The following is a 16,348-nucleotide window of genomic DNA, read 5'->3' as shown; positions in this document are numbered from 1 at the left end:
GTGAAAGGGCGGTGTCCTAGGCCTCTAGACGAACGGGACTGGAGGCGTGAGCGGTGCTTTACGGGAATTTAGGTGGGCGCGCAAGGGTGAAAATGGGGTTTCACAGAAAACAGTCTAATTTCTGCGAACATACCCTCAAGTCCCCAGAAACCCGGCTGGGGTAGAGTGCGGCAGAAATGAAACACATCTGAAGAATGAACGTCTTTATGTCGAAATATGATTGAAATGTTATACCATAACAAATTATAGCGACCAGACATTCATTCCTCATGTGTGAAGGCGTTGTTTGATGCGGGTGGCCCGTTTCTCTATTCTTTTGGCATGCTCAACTCTTTGTAGTTCAGTTGGCTTTTTAACATTCGTGAAACAGGCTCATGCCCAAGACGATGCTGTGCAGCCAAAGACGGCGTATACAACGGGCACGGCACCACAGACCGCCAAAGGCAAATCTGCGGTCTCTGGCAAAGCAACTGCACCCGTAACGTCGCAACGGGTGGGGAATGAAACCGTAACAGTGCAGCCGGGGCTGGCGTCTACACCGGAGCGCGTGACTGTTACTGCGCATCTGGACCGTGCACGGTCTGAACTACAGCCTGATACGGGTGCCACGGTTTATAAATTCAGCCGTAAGTCGATAGAGACCATCCCGGGTGGGGATAATGTTCCGCTTAATCAGGTTCTGCTTCAGGCCCCCGGCGTGGCACAGGATAGCTATGGCCAGATCCATGTGCGCGGTGACCATAATGAAGTGCAGTTCCGGTTGGACGGTGTGCAGTTGCCAGAAGGGCTGAACGTGTTTGGGCAGGCGCTGATGACGCGTTTTGCAGATAGCATGTCTCTGACAACAGGTGCGCTGCCGAGCGAGTTTGGGTTTTTACAAGCTGCTGTTGTTGATATCACAACGAAAAATGGCACGACAAATGCGGGCGGGAATGCCTCCATTTATGGCGGTGCGCGCGATTACTTCTTCCCTTCGCTGCAATATGGTGGTCATACGGGCAAGTGGGATTATTTTGCCACAGCCGATTTTGTGCATGATCGTGTAGGTATTGAAAATACGACAAGTTCATTCAATGCCATACATGATTTGACAAATCAGTATCATTTTCTAGGTCATTTGCGTTATACGGCCGATGAAAATACCCGTATCAGCTTTATTGCCGGTGTGTCTAACGCAGAATACCAGCTTCCTAACAACCCGGGCCAGCAGACGCAGTTTTCCGAACCGTCTTATAGCGGTAGTGATCTGGCCCAGAAGCTGAACGGGAGTGTTGACAGTTCAAGCCTTGATGAACGTCAGAAGCAGATTACAGATTTTGCAATTCTGGCTTTGCAGAAAGAAATTGGTCGTTTCAGCCTGCAAAGTTCTGTTTTCTCCCGATACAGCAGCCTGAGATACTCGCCAGACCCACTCGGGGATCTGGTTTATAACGGTATTTCGCAGCGTGCAGCGCGGTCCGTATTTTCCATGGGCACGCAGCATGATGTGACTTGGCGTGCAGCATCTGATCATACCGTGCGGTTTGGATTTCAGGTTTTTGTCGAACGCTCAGTCTCTAAAACAGACTCTCGTGTTTTTGCTCAAACAGGCGAAGACGATGACGGAAACGCCGTTTTTGGTGATAACCCCATTGCCGTTTATGACGGCAGCGGCAAAACCGGAACCGTTTATGGTTTATATGCGCAGGATGAATGGAAGCCGCTGCGTAACCTGACAATCAACTACGGCTTGCGGTTTGATGGTGTTAGCCAATATACCAGCGAAAAGCAGGTTAGCCCGCGTCTGAACATTGTCTGGACACCCTGGCACGGTGGCACACTGCATGCGGGGTATTCCCGCTATTTTACGCCGCCGCCGTTTGAAGTTGTCAGCAGCACATCACTGTATAAATTTGCCAATACCAGCGCGGCTGCGGCAAATTACCAGAACAGCACGGTGCGGGCAGAGCGCGATCACTATTTCGATGCCGGTTTTCAGCAGCAGATTCTACCCGGCTGGCGTGTGTCGTTTGATGCATATTACAAACTTGCGCACAACCTGATTGATGAAGGGCAGTTTGGTGCCCCGATTATCCTGAGCGGCTTTAACTATCGCCGTGGACAGGTCAACGGGTACGAAGTCAGCACATCTTACGATACCGGGCCGCTGTCGCTGTATGGGAACTTTGCGTGGTCTCGCGCCATCGGCAAGGACATTACCAGCGCGCAGTTCAACTTTGAGAATGAAGATCTTGCTTACATCAAGCATCGCTGGGTGCATCTTGATCATGATCAGAGATGGACGGCATCGGCAGGAGCGTCTTACACCTTCTTCCAGAAAGGATGGCATCCGCTGCGGGTGTCTGGCACCATGGTCTACGGCAGTGGCTTGCGTGCGGATGGGGACGTGCCGAACGGCGTTGCGTTGCCGCAATATGCCACGTTCAATTTTTCTGCGGTGCAGACATTTAGAAACCTGTTTGGTCACTCTTTCCTGGGCAACACACAGATCCGTCTGGATGTCATGAACTTGTTTGATCGCACATACATGCTGCGTGACGGCAGTGGCATTGGGGTTGGTGCGCCACAATATGGGTTGCGCCGTACCATCCTGACCGGGATTTCACAGAATTTCTAAACAGGAATGTCAGAGAAAGTCAGACATTAAGCGAATGTTAGAAAAAGCATCAAAATATTGGGAAAATAATAACATTTTTCTGTAATCGTTGCCGCTTTTTTTGAAATGATTAAACTTGGGCACATTATCCTCATCCGGTCTTGGTTATGCCACCTTTATCGGATGAGGATGGTCTGGCAACGCTGCTTCCTTAAGTTCGTTCTTGTGGAGAGCAGCAGCTTGGCTGTAGAAGGCCCGTGGAAAGACACGGGCCAGTGTCCGGTGGTTTCTTTTGGAGAGGCGGAGAGTGCACTCACAAGCATATAGGCTGGAGGGTTTTTCTTTTCCGTGCGCCATAGTCCCCCGGCAGGTGAAGCACAGGATAAGACGATGAATAGCGAAGAAATGGCTTCTCCCGGATCAGACCTTGGTCAGAGAATGAAAATTCTACGCAAAGCAGCCGGGATGACACAGCAACAGGTTGCCGATGCGCTGGGTGTATCACGCCCCGCTATTGCCTTTTGGGAAACAGGGCGGGAAGGCAGCGCGCGCAAGCATATTCCTAATCTTGCAAAGCTGTTTGGTGTTGACCCGGAAATCTTCCTGACGGGCTATGTGCAGGCTGATATTACGCTAACGGTCTCTCCTGATGAAAACGATATGATCAAGCTTTATCGTATGCTTGACGCATCGCGCAAAGTATCAGCCCAGAAATGGATAGAACGACAGGTAAAAATGCTTCAGAAAAGCGGTGGAAAGTAAATTTCTGATCCATAGTTTTTAAGTGCGTTTATTTTAATAAAAGGCCACATCTTTTTCATAGAAAGGATGCGGCCTTTTTATTTGGATTTTTTCCAAAAGTAGAGGTTTTAACATTCCTATCCTTGCATTGTGATTTTATGTCAGTCTTAATCTGACATAAATGAATGGTTAAGATTTTAATGGGAACCAATGTGGTCCTGAACAGTCTTATCCTTTCAAGATAACATGATGGGATGTGCGGATAGAGAAATGGGAAGGGTGGTTTCGACCTGTGTGAGGATGCTGGCAGGATGGAGTGCCGCCCTGACTGTGTTCATCACGACATCTCACGCCGCAGGGGTTTCCTCTGTCATGGCGCGAAGCCCTTTGGTTGAGGCAGGGCGCTATCATGTTGATACCCTGCGCTCGCAGATTGTTTTCTCTGTGTCCTGCCTAGGCACTAGCCAGTATCGCGGGTTGTTCTCCGGCGTATATGGGGATTTGCAGCTAGACCCGCAAAACCCTGAAAAATCGCACGTCGCGCTGAAGTTGCCCTTGGCGTCTCTTGCCACAACCGCGGTGGACGTCTCGCGCATGTTGCGGGGCGAGAACTGGTTTAACGCCAAGGCCTTTCCAATAGCAGAATTCGTTTCGACCGAAATTCACTCGAACGGTGCGTCAATGGCCACCGTTTCCGGTAATCTGACATTGCACGGCGTCACACGGCCCGTGACTCTCCGGGCGCATTTTGTGGGCGCAGGCCAGAACCCGATCAATCATTCCTACGATGTCGGGTTTGAAGCACAGGGTACTATCCAGCGCAGCGCATTTGGGCTGACAAACGCCATGGTCGCGGTCGGGGATGACGTGACCCTGACCGTTAGTGGCGTCTTTGAAAAAGACGAATGATCCTGCGCTGACGGGGTGCAGCTAGCTTTGCTGTAACGCCAGTGCCGCTGCCGTTGCAACGTCACGTCGCAGGGCAATGACATTGCCTTTCCCATCGGGATGCACGCGGTTTGTGAGGATGAGCACAAAGGTTTCGTTCTCCGGCACCAGCCAGAGTGACGTTCCCGTAAACCCTGTATGACCGAATGATGACGCCGGAAAGACCGTGCCGCGCGGGGTGGAATAATGGGTGGCAATATCCCACCCTAGTCCCCGTAGGTCTGATTTCCCTTTTGGTTGCTGGGGTGTGGACATCAACACCAAGGTCTCGGGCTTTAACGGAAAGGCAGATGGTTTGCCCGCTCGTCGTGCCAGAAGGGCTTTTGCGTAAATCAACATATCATCTGCGCAGGAGAACAGGCCGGCATGCCCAGCAACGCCGCCCATGCGGCGCGTTGTCGGGTCATGCACCACACCGCGTAAGAGCGTGTGAGACTCATCAAACTGGGTGGGTGCAATGGCGCTAGCCAGCACGGGGTCAGGGCGGAAGAAAGAGCGTTTCAAGCCCAGTGGCGCAAGAATGGCGCGGGCCGCATACTCATCCAGCGGCAGGCCGGATAGTTTTTCAACAATCAAGCCCAACGTGATGAAGTTGATATCACTATAAACAAATCGTTCGCCCGGAGGGTGTTCGGGCGTTGCGTTCATTGCCAGGGAGACCGCGGTATCTTTCCCGGTCCACGGCGTTGAAAGGTCCACATCGGCAGGCAGACCTGAATAATGGGTCAACAGCAGCCGGATGGTGATATCCTGTTTACCGTTAGCGGCAAACGCAGGCAGGTAGCGGCAGACCGGGTCATCAAGCTGCAACAGCCCTTGTTCATAAAGCTGCATGATAGCAGGAGCCGTAATCAGCACTTTGGTAAGCGAGGCCATGTCAAACAGAGTTTGCCATGTCATGGGTTCTGCTGTGGGCAGAAGCGCCTTGTGTCCGAACACGCCTTTCCACACGGTCTGGCCATTTGCGCCTACGGCAGCGACAGCGCCGGGTGTTTTGCCCTCTGCCACGGCAGATTTGAACAGGGTTTCAACAGGGAGAAAGCGCGTATCGGGGCTTTGGGCCTGCGCCGGAATGGCGCGGCGCACGATCATGCTTCCTACAGCAGCGGTTGCAGCCTGTAAGGCAAATCGGCGAGAGAATGGGGTTGAAACAGGCATGCGATGACGTATCCCGAACCGCTGGAAAGTTGTGTTGGAAGTGTAATAGAAAAATGTCGCCTTGTGCCAGTGCCCGAATGAGAAGGAGTGCCCCCATCGTCTTATAGCGGGCAGTATTTCCGCGTTTGGATACGTGGCTGTCAGTTTCGCTTTTGGTGCGGAAGGCGGCTTTGAGAATGTTTCTTTACGGGGAGGAGAGAAGCGAAGCCGTACGGACGATATAAAAATAGCGGAACGTCCGAGGTAATTTTTGGCATGGTGTGCTTCAGGATCGAGGGGCTACAAACCGGAACGTCAGGTTAAACCGTGCTCTGCCTGTTAGCGGATGAATGCCATCAGCCAAGGGTTTGACGCCATGATAATGCAGTCTGGCCTTGCCTCCCCATACCAGAACATCTCCGTGTTCCAGCAGGATCGAATGGGGTGCTGTACTGCGTTTCAGGCCGCCCCATAAAAAAGCGATTGGAAGCCCAAGGGATACGGACACAATGGGCTGGGAGAAATCGCCTTCATCCTTATCCTGATGCAGGGCCATGCGGGTATGCGGTTCGTAGCGGTTTATCAGGCAGGCATTCGGCGAAAAATTATCAAATCCCGCCGCTTTGGCAGCGCGTGCGGCCAGAGCGTGCCACGCCGGTGGCATGTCCGGCCAAGCCGCCAGTGTCTCCGGGTCAGTTGGGGTGTAGCGGTAGCCAGAACGGTCCGTGACCCATCCAAGGGGGCCGCAATTGCTCATGGCAACAGACATTCTGCCGCCGCCGGGCGTTTGCATGGTGCGAAAGGGCGATAGGGCTGTCAGGTGTAAAATGGCATCCAGAAGTTCGGTGCTTTCTGGCAGGGCGAAGCCACGCAGTAATACAGCACCCGGGCTAAGTGTGACACGGCTTGGCCGCGTATCAGTAAGACCAAGCTCCATCTGCGGAAGCAAAGGGGGCGGGGAAGGGCGCATACCGCAACTCCTGTAAACCGTGGCTTCAGTAATTTGGGCTTCAGGGGCGGTATGGGCAATGTGGCTTGAAAATTTATTTACGCGCAGGCCCTCTTTCTGGCAGAGGACATGGCACTGTAGGCGGGAACAATCCTGTTTTTCAAAGATTGGGGTGGAAATCCATGCGTGACATTCTGATCGTCGGTGGTCTGCCAGCCGTTGTAACGCTTGACCCGCTAACGTTCGTGTTTCGGGGGGTGTTTGTGGGGCTGGATGGAAATGTGGATTTCTATGCGACCCGTCCCTCCGAATTGCCAGAAAAAGGGGCGGAAGCGCTTAGAGTATTTCTGGCCGCATGCAAGGCACGGAACAAACACCCGCTGCAACGCCGTAAGGGAACGCCCCCCGGTTTTGTGCTGGAAGATATTTACGCGCAGTTTGAAGCCATAGCGGAAGAACGCGGCCAAACGCTGGAAAGCTTTGTGCAGGAGCAACGCCGCCCCTTCGTGCCCAAGCGCGAGCCATCTGATTTTGAAAAGCTGATGGCCCGGCAGGAGGCGCTTGACCGTCAGTATTTCTGTTAAGAATTTCTGTTAAGACGGCGTCCCGCTCTGGCGGAAGGGGTGGTGGGTACATGACAAAGGCGGCTTGCGCCGCCTTTGCTATCGTCTGGCTCTGATAAACGCAGGCAGTTAGTGCAGGGAAGGCCCGTTTTCGGCTGAAAAACCAGTGCCTTCAGGTTTTTTATACTCGGCAGAAGCAGCAGGCTTCACCAAGGTCACCAATCCCACCACGACAATATTCACGACCAGAGACATCAGGCCTGTCGAAACATTGCCCGAGAACGGCCCCATATACAGGAAGTGGATGGGTTTCAGGCTGTCCATCCAGCACAGTCCAACCCCGAACACGGTACCCACAACCCAACCGGCAATCATGGCGGCGGAGGAAAACCGGATACGCATCAGGCCAAGGATCAGCGCGGGGAAGGTTTGAAGAATAATCACGCCGCCCAGAAGCTGAAAATCAATGGCAAATTGAGCGTTCAGGAACATGACGCACAGTAGAGCGCCCACTTTCACAGCAAACGCTGTCAGACGACTGTTACGGACCGTCTTGTGGTGGCTGGGTAGCAGATTGTGCGTGACCAGATTGGCCGCGCCAATGGCCATGACCGCAGCAGGAACCAGTGCCCCAACGGCAATGGCGGCAAAGCAGAAGCCACTGAACCACGCCGGAAAGATTTTCTGGAACAGCAGCGGCACCACCAGTGAGTTATTGGTGGTGGTAACACCTGCCACATGCGCCATGAACCCCAGCATGGCAATCAGCCCAAGCACAACCGTATAAATGGGCAGGAAAACGGCATTCTGCCGGATGGTGTCGGCAGACCGTGCGGCCAGAATACCCGTAAGGGTGTGCGGATAGAGAAACGCTGCCAGCGCGGATGAAAGCGCCAGTGTGGCATAGGGCATGCCCATCCCCGGTTTCAGAACCGGCTGCGCGTGGTCGACATTGGCGAACAGGGCGGAATATCCCCCCATGTGCAATGGAATGACTGTTACAGCCACCAGCACTGCAATGTAGATCATGATGTCTTTGATAAAGGCCGTCAGTGCCGGAGCATGCAGTCCACCAAGCCATGTGTAGGCCGCCAGAGACAGGAAGGCGATAATCAGCGGAATATCGCCCGGCAGGCCCAGAGCCTGCACAACAGTGCGGATGCCGATCAACTGGAGTGCAATATAGGGCATGACCGCAACCAGCCCGGTGAGTGCGACAATAATTTCCAGCGGACGGCTGTCAAAGCGCGCGCGGACAATGTCTGCTGCCGTGGCATAACCGCCTTCCTGTGCGATTTTCCACAGGCGTGGCATCACCAGAAAAATGAACGGGTAAACGATAATGGTGTAGGGCAGCGCAAAGAAGCCATAACCACCCGCAGCATAAACCAGTGCAGGCACGGCAATGACGGTATAGGCCGTGTAGAAGTCACCCCCGACCAGAAACCAGGTAACCCACGGCCCGAACTGCCGTCCACCCAGCGACCAGTCTTCACCCGACTGCCCGCTTTTGCCGCGGCTTATGACTTTGCGGATCCATTGTATGGAACTGCCAATGACAATGGTGGCTGCGAAGAACAGAACAAAGACGCCAAGCGCCCACGGATTTACGCCGTTCATGCGTCACGTCCCTTTTTCCAGACAACCCAGATGATAACGGACGTCACGGGCACCCATGCGAACTGGTACCAGTAAAAGAAGGGAAACCCGAGCAGAACCGGATCATACCGATCATACAACGGCGTCCAGAGCAGCCCCAGAAAGGGCAGCAGGAGCAACAGATTCAGAATTTTCATGATGGAAGGCCGGATTGTTATTATTTTTGCGGTTAGACCCACCTAGTCATGCAGAGCAGGCACCGTGGTGTCAATCACCATTCAGGGCCTGTCCCTGCTGCATGACGCCGTTGTGTTGTTTGTGTCGCAAACGGTGGCGTCGGGGCGCAGCAGATCACTCCGCGCCCCCGTATGTTAGATTATCAGGATGATGTTTTGCGATGCTGCAAAACGGTGTTCAGATGGTCACTATATTTGCGGTAGCTGCCTTCTGGCACACAGCCCATTTCTTCCAGATCCTCCAGATCAGCCCCGCGGTTGATCCAGCTATTGACCTCGCGGAAATCAAGGGCGGAGGGAATGGTCCGGTCTTCAAATACCAGCGGGTTTTCTTCTCCCTCGGTGGCACCAAATGGCATGAAGGATGTATTGCCCGGGTTTTTGCTATCTTCCAGACTGATCTCGCCACAGATAATCTGTTTGTCGTTGGTTTTGTGGGTGCTGATCTTGCGGAAGCGCGGATGCGTTTCCGGGAATTTGGAGGCAAGGCTTTTCAGCGTGTTTTTTACAAACGGGCTTGCCGCTTTGTCACTGCCATCCACCACGGTCTGTGCACAGGCCGGAAGGGCAGGGGCCAGCAGGCTCAGGCAAAGAAATAAAGCGCGCTTCATAATCAGGTCCTTCTTACTTATGGCACGTATGGTGGGCGCAGGCGGGGTGGAGATCAACCACCCGTTCTGATGAGCGGTGTTGCAGTCTGTTCTGCTATCAGCAACGCGCAGGCGCGCATTCGGTCTGGTAACAAGCCCGCGCATGTTAGTCGCCCACCTGTTTGTGGGTGTGGAACGCCCGTTGTCGTCGGGAGGGAAAGCGGAAGCCCCAGCAGGCTTCTTGCTGCCAGGAACCCGAAACATTCGGCTTCCAGTGCATCCCCGTCCCACCCCAGATGTTCTACAGGGTGCACGATGCCGGACAGCCGTTGTGCGAAGGCTGCCATCAGCGCGGGGTTGTGACGGCCACCACCACAGACAAACCATTCGGTGGGCTGCTCGGGCAAAGGGGTGCGGGCTACGGCCTCGGCCGTAAAGGCCACCAGGGTCGCAGCACCATCTGCGGCCGACAGGTCTGACAGATACGCCATCCCCTTATGGAAGCTCAGCCGGTCGAGCGATTTTGGCAAAGGGCGTGCAAAAAATGGATTATCAAGCAACCGTTCCAGAACAGCGTCATTCACGCAGCCCTTGAGCGCCAGTGCGCCGTCCTGATCGTAACTTTGGCCGGTATGCTGGTGTACCCAGTCATCCAGCAGGGCATTTCCCGGCCCTGTGTCGCACGCCAGAATGGTGCCGTCTGTGGCTATAAACGTCACGTTGGCAACGCCACCGACATTCAGCACAGCAACTGGCGGTGCATGGTTGCGCAACAACGCGGCATGATAAAGCGGAGCAAGCGGTGCTCCTTCTCCCCTGGCACGGACATCCGCACTGCGAAAATCATGGATAACCGGTGTGTTCGTGGCGGCAGCCAAGCGGGCTGCATCGCCAATCTGCCATGTGCGGCCCGGTTCATGCAGAATGGTCTGACCATGAAAGCCGATCAGGTCAGGCACACTCTTGCCTGCCTTGTGGCATAACGCTGCAACGGCCTGTGCATGTATGTCCGTCAGGGCTTGCTCGGCATCGCGTATCAGGGGATCGTCAGCAGAAAGTGTGGTGGCTTTGTCCAGCAGCGACCGCAATCGGGCGCGAAGCTCCGGCGTATAGGGAACAGTCAGGGACGGCCCATGACGGAGAATATCCGTACCGTTCGTGGTCAGTATTGCTGCGTCCACACCGTCCAGCGATGTGCCACTCATCAACCCGATTGTAACAAGTTCTGGTCGGGTGGCTGTGGGCGTATTGCCTTGCGTGGTTGTCATTGTGGGACATCAAGACCGGGCAGAAGGCTCTGGGTGCTAATACGCCACAGAAGTACCTTTTCATGACCATTTTCTGAAACATGTAGGGCCAGCAGATCATCCTCCACTCGTGTCATGCTGATCAGACGCGTACCGGCTGGTAAGGACAGAGCTGTGTGTGGGGCATCCTGCAACGGAATATGCGCGGACAACGCCGGGTGCGCCGGGCCAGCATTCATGCGGTGGATAATCACGCCAACAAGTGTCACTGTGCCTGCAACAATCAGAAGCCCCATGCCGATGACGGCACCCAGCAAAGCTTTGGACGTGCCCGGTGTCTGTTCCACAATGTAATCCTGTCGGTTCCTGTCAGAGCCACGGCGCAGTCTTCAGGGCTGCGCTGTCGTGACGTATGAGTGCCTTGTCCTGCACATGGGCGCAAGAGCAGCCCTGATTGGGCGCTGCTTCGATAGTGGATGGGGAAGATGTGCGGATAACGCCAGATAGCCCATAAGCAATAGAAAAAACCTGAAAGGGTATTTTCAGGAAATGTATGACTGCCATAAGGATTTTTAAAATAAAGAAGAATTTATTTTTCTACTGAAAGCGGCACGGTTTGTCTGCCGTTGGCGCTTCATCCTCAAGTTGGATGACAAGAAGTGTAACAGGCCCGTTGCCGACATTTCCAGCCAGATGCCCTTTGTGCCCCGCACTGTCCGGGCGCGAAAGCTGGTCTTCCCCTAACGAGATATCGCCGGGCCCCATTTCTACGCGGGTGCCATCCATGGCCTGCACAAACCATGTACCTTTTAACGGGATGATCCACTGCACTTTTGGGTCAGGGTGCCATGCGCCATTCCAGTGGGGCGGCTGAACGGTTGAGATCAGACGTGCTTTCCCCGTTGAAAGAGCATCCTGCCATTGTGGACCGGCAGGCGGCGACATGGATTTTAGGGTGTAGGTGTGGAAGGTGCATTTGGTCATGTGGCTGACACCCTGACTGTCCGTCCAGTTATGCCAATACACGGAGCGAGGAGGCGGTGAACTAGCGGTCGATGCGTCCGGTGTGGCAGCTTGCGGAGCAACAGAAGAGCCAACTAACCCAGCCATCGCCAACACGCTGACTGTTAGACAGTATCGGATAAAGCGGGGCATAACAGGGTCCGTTCCGGTCAAAGAGTCTTGCTCTTAACGGAGAAACGACACAAACGGTTGCGTTGCGTCCGAAGGAGCAAGCGCCCTTCGACACGTCTCCGTCACTTTTTGGCAGAAGATGTGTGGGTTAAACCCTCACGCCGCCGCACCCTGTTTGATACGCTGCCGCATTTCCGCAATGACGGAGGGCAGGCCGTCAAAAATGGCCTGTCCAATCAGGAAGTGGCCAATATTCAATTCCCGTATTTCAGGAATGGCCGCAATGGGACCGACATTTTCAAATGTCAGGCCGTGGCCCGCATGGACTTCCAGTCCCGCAGCGTGTGCCTGTGCCGCTGCGGCCCGCAGGCGGTCAAGTTCCCCAACGCGGCCTTCCGCATAAGCGCCGGTATGAAGCTCCACAACCTGCGCCCCAGCGGTGACGGAGGCCTCAACCTGTATCGGGTCAGGGTCAATAAACAGGGAAACCCGGATCCCCTTAGCAGTCAGGGCACGCACACGGGGAATAAGTGTTGCAAGTTGCCCGGCGACATCCAATCCGCCTTCGGTTGTCACTTCTTCCCGCCGTTCGGGCACAATGCAGCAGGCGTGGGGTTCAAGCGCGCAGGCCAGCATCACCATTTCATCTGTTGCGGCCATTTCCATATTTAACGGGGCCGTCAGGCGTGTGCGCAGATGTTTCATATCCGCATCACGAATATGGCGGCGGTCTTCGCGTAAATGGGCGGTAATGCCATCTGCCCCGGCTTCAACCGCCAGCAATGCTGCGGCCAGAGGGTCAGGGTGAGTGCCGCCTCGGGCATTGCGGACAGTGGCAACGTGGTCAATGTTCACACCAAGCCGAATGGGGGGGCGGGATGTTGTGCTCATGCTGCGTTCTTTCTGTTTTCGCTTAACTGGTGTGCCAGACGCAGGGCGGCCAGCAAACTGGACGGATCAGCCTTGCCAGCCCCCGCAATATCAAAAGCGGTGCCATGGTCTGGGGATGTGCGGATAATCGGTAGGCCAAGGGTCACATTCACACCTTCGGCCATATCCAGTGTTTTCAGGGGTATCAGGCCCTGATCATGGTACATGCACAGCGCTACATCATACTGGCTACGGGCTTGCGCGGTAAAAAGGGTATCAGGCGGGTAGGGGCCGGTAATCTTCAGCCCTTCCTGTTGCAGATGCTGAATGGCTGGCAGGATAATCTCCTGCTCCTCGGTGCCCATCAGGCCGTTTTCACCGGCATGGGGGTTCAGGCCAGCCACTGCAATACGGGGGGAGGATAACCCGAAATCCCGGATCAGCCCTTTCGCCACCGTATGGGCTGTTTTGATAATCAGTTCAGTTGAAAGCTGATCAATGGCTTTGCGGAGGGCGACATGCACCGTCACAGGCACCACGCGGAGTGATGGGCCAGCCAGCATCATAACATCCTGCCCCGGAACCCCGCACAGTTCAGCCAGATAGGACGTATGGCCGGGGTGGGCAAAGCCGGTTTTCTGCACCACTTCCTTGCTGATGGGGTTTGTCACCACAGCCGTAGCGTCACCCGCCAGCACCAGCGCCACAGCGCGTGCAATGCTGTCTATCACACTGCGGGCATTCCGGCTGTCGGGGTGCCCGGCCACTGCCGGGGTGGACAATGTTAGCGGCAACACAGGGATGGCGGTTGGGAAAACTGGCTCAACTTCGGCCATAGTCGCCACAACCTGAATCGGGGCTTTCTCTGCCAGAAGTTCGGGTGCGCCCAGAAACACAAAGCGAGGCCCACTTTCCCGCAGTGCCTGCCATGCCTTGACGGTAATTTCCGGCCCGATACCGGCCGGGTCCCCCTGTGTCAGAACCAGCATGGCACGGTTTCTCCTTACTGTGGGGCCCGCCCTGTCAGAGCGTACAGAACACGGATCCATGACCGAATACCTTTGTGAAAGCATGTCAGGTCATATTTTTCGTTCGGGGAATGTACCCGGTCATCTTCAAGGCCGAAGCCAATCAGCAGAGAGTCCATACCCAATGCGTCCTGCACTTCGGTTACAACCGGAATAGACCCCCCACAGCCAATTACGGCCGCCGGGTGCTGCCATTCTGCTTCCAGTGCTTTCAATGCGGGGGGCAGGAAAGGCATGGTGTCTGACACAATGCTGGCCTTTGACCCACCATGCGCCACAAAGTCTGCCGTGCAGTCAGCCGGCAAGCGCGCCTGCACATGGGCCCGGAAGGCCGCGCGGATTTTCTCCGGATTCTGGTCGCCCACCAGTCGGAAGGACACCTTCGCCATAGCTTTTGAGGGCAGAACGGTTTTGAAGCCCTTGTCTTCATAGCCACCGCTGATGCCGTTAATTTCACAGCTTGGGCGGCACCATGTCTGTTCGAGTGCACTATAGCCGATTTCACCGGCTGGCAGACTTAAGCCGACGGGGGCCAGACCTTCTTCATCGGTCGGGCCAATTTTACGCCATAGGGCACGGGTTTCTTCCGGAATAACCGGCACACCATCGTAAAATCCCGGCAGCGTGACACGGCCAGTCGCACCATCCCGCAGGTCAGACAGAATATCGCACAGCACCTGAATGGGGTTGCGGGCAGCATTCCCGTACATGCCAGAATGCAGGTCCCGGTTGGCGGCAGTAACCGTCACTTCCTCACCCACCATACCGCGCAGCATGGTGGTAATGGCGGGCATACCGCGTGCCAGCATTCCGGTGTCGCAGATTAGCGCAACATCGGCTTTCAGTTCATCCCGGTTGGCCTGCAAAAACGGCATGAGGTTCACGCCGCCAGATTCTTCCTCACCTTCAATCAGAACCGTGATGGACAGTGGCAACGCGCCATCCGCAGCGCGCAGGGCACGGCAGGCTTCAAGGAAGGTCATAACCTGTCCCTTGTCGTCCGCGGCACCTCGGGCGGTGATTTCCATATCTCCCGTTGGGCCTTTGACCATGACGGGTTCAAACGGTGCTGAATGCCACAGACTGACAGGATCGACAGGCTGAACATCATAGTGCCCGTAAAACAGCACATGCGGTGCCCCTTCTGGGCCAGCCGCATGGCCAACAACCATGGGGTGGCCGGGCGTTTCACGCACGCTGGCGTCAAACCCGATATCTTTCAGGGTGCTTACCAGCCATTCGGCAGCTTTGCGGCAGTCATCCGCATGTTCCGGCTGGGTGGAAATGCTGGGGATACGCAGCAGGTCAAAAAGGCGGTTCAGACTGGCGTCCAGCCCTGCGTCTGCCTGCTCAAGTGCGGTTTGTACCGTCATCGCATTGTCCCCTACTGCGTTACATCGTGCAGAGTGGATAACCGAGGCAGCCCCGCTTAGGCAATGGTGCCCACGCCCTTAAAAAGCGGACGGCAGGAAGACTTTAAAGACCGCTCGGCGTAAATTCAGACAGGAACTGATACAGAACATTCGGCATGTAGCCGTATTCAACCATCATGACCGCACTGGGGTGTGTGCTAGCATACCAAACCGGGTCAAAATGTTCAGACAACCGCACAGTGTTGGGGGCGGCCTTGCTAGCCAGCAGCAGGTTTTTGAAAGCGCCCTCAGGTGCTGCATCTTCATCGGCGGCGCATGTCAGTAAATACAACTCAGGGTTGAAAAACAGGTGACCTGACCGATTTTGTTGGTCACCCTGTTTCAGGTAATGGTCATACCCATTCATAAACCCCTGCTCGGTCAGAGACTGAACACTGATACCGTCTGGGCCGGAAGTATAATACCGCTCCGAGAACAGGTAATGGGGGGACTGCGTTTTAAATCCCCGCTGACAATAATGATCAAACCCGGAGGTGTATTGGCCGGACGCCAACCCATCCAATGCTTCAGGGCAAGTGCGCCGATACCATTCTTCATCAAAATAGCAGTTGGGCGAGTGGCCTGAAAAAGCGCCCTGACTTTCATACCATTGCTTCAGGGCGTCATCTGACAGTGATGCGGCCTCCCCCAGAACATCCTTATATTCCTGTCGATACCAGACAGGATCAAAAGTGCGCCACAGCGGGGGGAGGGAAGCTTCAGTCATTGCGCCCTGTTTTTTTTAATGATGAAGAGACACTTACGGACCTGAAATAAGCTCTTACGCCTGCGAACGGCGGCTACGCCAAAGGTCAGCAAAGTCAATTTGCTGCACCAATACAGGCAGGAACCCTGCTTCGCGGCTTAAAGTTGCCAGCATGTGACGGGCACCGGGAAACAGCAGACGCGGGGCTTCAACCAGCAGCAGCGGTTCAAATGTTTCTGATGTGGAGTTCTGAAGTGTGAAAATGCCTGCATAAACCAGATTGGCTTCAAACAGGGCAACGGGTTTTTCCCCGTTTGTGCTGTTAGTCTGGCCCTGACACCGCAAAATGAGTTCAACTTCAAATGTTGGCTGATTTTCACCAAGCTGATGCGCACTGACATCGACCGCAATGGCCACATGCGGACGGTCCTGTACGCGTGTGTAAACGGCGGGTGCATTCAGAACCTGAAAGGTGACGTTCTTGCTATACTGAATCCCCATCAGAAGGCCGGGAGCGCCAGAGGCAGCCTGACTTCCACCGCCAACAGAGTCGATAATGCGTTCGTTATGGCCTGACATATCGCTTAAAAAT

At 54.9% G+C, this 16,348-nt stretch carries 17 protein-coding genes; 4 read left to right on the top strand and 13 right to left on the bottom strand.

Annotated elements, in window-relative coordinates:
* The first annotated feature begins 289 nt into the window (after positions 1-289).
* The 3 genes from Abin_RS13825 (at position 290) to Abin_RS13815 (ending at position 4,246) form a co-directional block, all read left to right on the top strand.
* Complete coding sequence (locus Abin_RS13825; protein WP_084593658.1) at positions 290-2,617, top strand: TonB-dependent receptor; 2,328 nt, start codon at positions 290-292, stop codon at positions 2,615-2,617.
* 369 nt (positions 2,618-2,986) lie between these two features.
* A complete protein-coding gene (locus tag Abin_RS13820; RefSeq protein ID WP_048847940.1) occupies positions 2,987-3,358 on the top strand; it encodes a helix-turn-helix domain-containing protein in 372 nt (123 codons plus the stop codon).
* Between the two features lie 249 nt (positions 3,359-3,607).
* On the top strand, positions 3,608-4,246 hold the full coding sequence (locus Abin_RS13815; RefSeq protein WP_255319397.1) for a YceI family protein: 639 nt from the start codon (positions 3,608-3,610) through the stop codon (positions 4,244-4,246).
* A 21-nt stretch (positions 4,247-4,267) separates the two neighbouring features.
* Here Abin_RS13815 and Abin_RS13810 read toward each other — a convergent pair whose 3' ends face one another.
* Positions 4,268-5,377 carry a serine hydrolase domain-containing protein gene (locus Abin_RS13810; RefSeq protein ID WP_255319399.1) on the bottom strand — a complete coding sequence of 370 codons (1,110 nt, stop codon included), beginning with the start codon at positions 5,375-5,377 and terminating at the stop codon, positions 4,268-4,270.
* A gap of 331 nt (positions 5,378-5,708) precedes the next feature.
* Positions 5,709-6,359, bottom strand: coding sequence for a DNA oxidative demethylase AlkB (gene alkB, locus Abin_RS13805; protein WP_048847956.1), 651 nt, complete (start codon positions 6,357-6,359; stop codon positions 5,709-5,711).
* Between the two features lie 194 nt (positions 6,360-6,553).
* Here alkB and Abin_RS13800 point away from each other — a divergent pair, with 194 nt between their 5' ends.
* A complete protein-coding gene (locus tag Abin_RS13800; protein ID WP_052948238.1) occupies positions 6,554-6,955 on the top strand; it encodes a hypothetical protein in 402 nt (133 codons plus the stop codon).
* A 108-nt stretch (positions 6,956-7,063) separates the two neighbouring features.
* Here the strand turns inward: Abin_RS13800 and Abin_RS13795 are convergent, their stop codons facing one another.
* The 11 genes from Abin_RS13795 to Abin_RS13740 all read right to left on the bottom strand — a co-directional run bounded on the left by Abin_RS13795 (position 7,064) and on the right by Abin_RS13740 (position 16,335).
* Positions 7,064-8,554, bottom strand: a complete 1,491-nt coding sequence (locus tag Abin_RS13795) for a sodium:solute symporter family protein (RefSeq protein ID WP_048847933.1) — start codon at positions 8,552-8,554, stop codon at positions 7,064-7,066.
* Complete coding sequence (locus tag Abin_RS13790) at positions 8,551-8,730, bottom strand: DUF3311 domain-containing protein (RefSeq protein ID WP_048847931.1); 180 nt, start codon at positions 8,728-8,730, stop codon at positions 8,551-8,553. Before Abin_RS13790 ends, Abin_RS13795 begins: the two co-directional genes overlap by 4 nt.
* A 182-nt stretch (positions 8,731-8,912) precedes the next feature.
* Positions 8,913-9,380 carry a hypothetical protein gene (locus Abin_RS13785; protein WP_048847953.1) on the bottom strand — a complete coding sequence of 156 codons (468 nt, stop codon included), beginning with the start codon at positions 9,378-9,380 and terminating at the stop codon, positions 8,913-8,915.
* Positions 9,381-9,433: 53 nt separating this feature from the next.
* On the bottom strand, positions 9,434-10,627 hold the full coding sequence (locus Abin_RS13780) for an anhydro-N-acetylmuramic acid kinase (protein ID WP_218026285.1): 1,194 nt from the start codon (positions 10,625-10,627) through the stop codon (positions 9,434-9,436).
* Positions 10,624-10,953: a hypothetical protein gene (locus Abin_RS13775; protein ID WP_244895129.1), complete on the bottom strand. Its 330-nt coding sequence runs from the start codon at positions 10,951-10,953 to the stop codon at positions 10,624-10,626. The genes Abin_RS13780 and Abin_RS13775 overlap by 4 nt, the downstream gene beginning before the upstream one ends.
* Before the next feature lie 250 nt (positions 10,954-11,203).
* Complete coding sequence (locus tag Abin_RS13765; RefSeq protein WP_048847928.1) at positions 11,204-11,761, bottom strand: cupin domain-containing protein; 558 nt, start codon at positions 11,759-11,761, stop codon at positions 11,204-11,206.
* Between the two features lie 135 nt (positions 11,762-11,896).
* The gene (locus Abin_RS13760; RefSeq protein ID WP_048847926.1) at positions 11,897-12,631 is read right to left on the bottom strand and encodes a pyridoxine 5'-phosphate synthase; all 735 of its coding nucleotides are present in this window, start codon (positions 12,629-12,631) and stop codon (positions 11,897-11,899) included.
* Entirely contained in the window at positions 12,628-13,599 is a 972-nt protein-coding gene (pdxA, locus tag Abin_RS13755; RefSeq protein ID WP_048847924.1) for a 4-hydroxythreonine-4-phosphate dehydrogenase PdxA, read from the bottom strand. Before pdxA ends, Abin_RS13760 begins: the two co-directional genes overlap by 4 nt.
* 14 nt (positions 13,600-13,613) lie before the next feature.
* Positions 13,614-15,011: a M20/M25/M40 family metallo-hydrolase gene (locus Abin_RS13750; protein WP_048847922.1), complete on the bottom strand. Its 1,398-nt coding sequence runs from the start codon at positions 15,009-15,011 to the stop codon at positions 13,614-13,616.
* 103 nt (positions 15,012-15,114) lie between these two features.
* Positions 15,115-15,777, bottom strand: coding sequence for a hypothetical protein (locus tag Abin_RS13745; RefSeq protein WP_048847921.1), 663 nt, complete (start codon positions 15,775-15,777; stop codon positions 15,115-15,117).
* A gap of 54 nt (positions 15,778-15,831) precedes the next feature.
* Positions 15,832-16,335, bottom strand: coding sequence for a protein-export chaperone SecB (locus Abin_RS13740; RefSeq protein WP_048847919.1), 504 nt, complete (start codon positions 16,333-16,335; stop codon positions 15,832-15,834).
* Between the last annotated feature and the right edge of the window lie 13 nt (positions 16,336-16,348).

The sequence above is a fragment of the Acetobacter indonesiensis genome (assembly GCF_000963945.1).
GTDB classification, from domain to species: Bacteria; Pseudomonadota; Alphaproteobacteria; order Acetobacterales; family Acetobacteraceae; genus Acetobacter; species Acetobacter indonesiensis.
The sequence above is the reverse complement of the archived record's forward strand: the minus strand, read 5'-3'. Positions and strand labels throughout refer to the sequence as shown.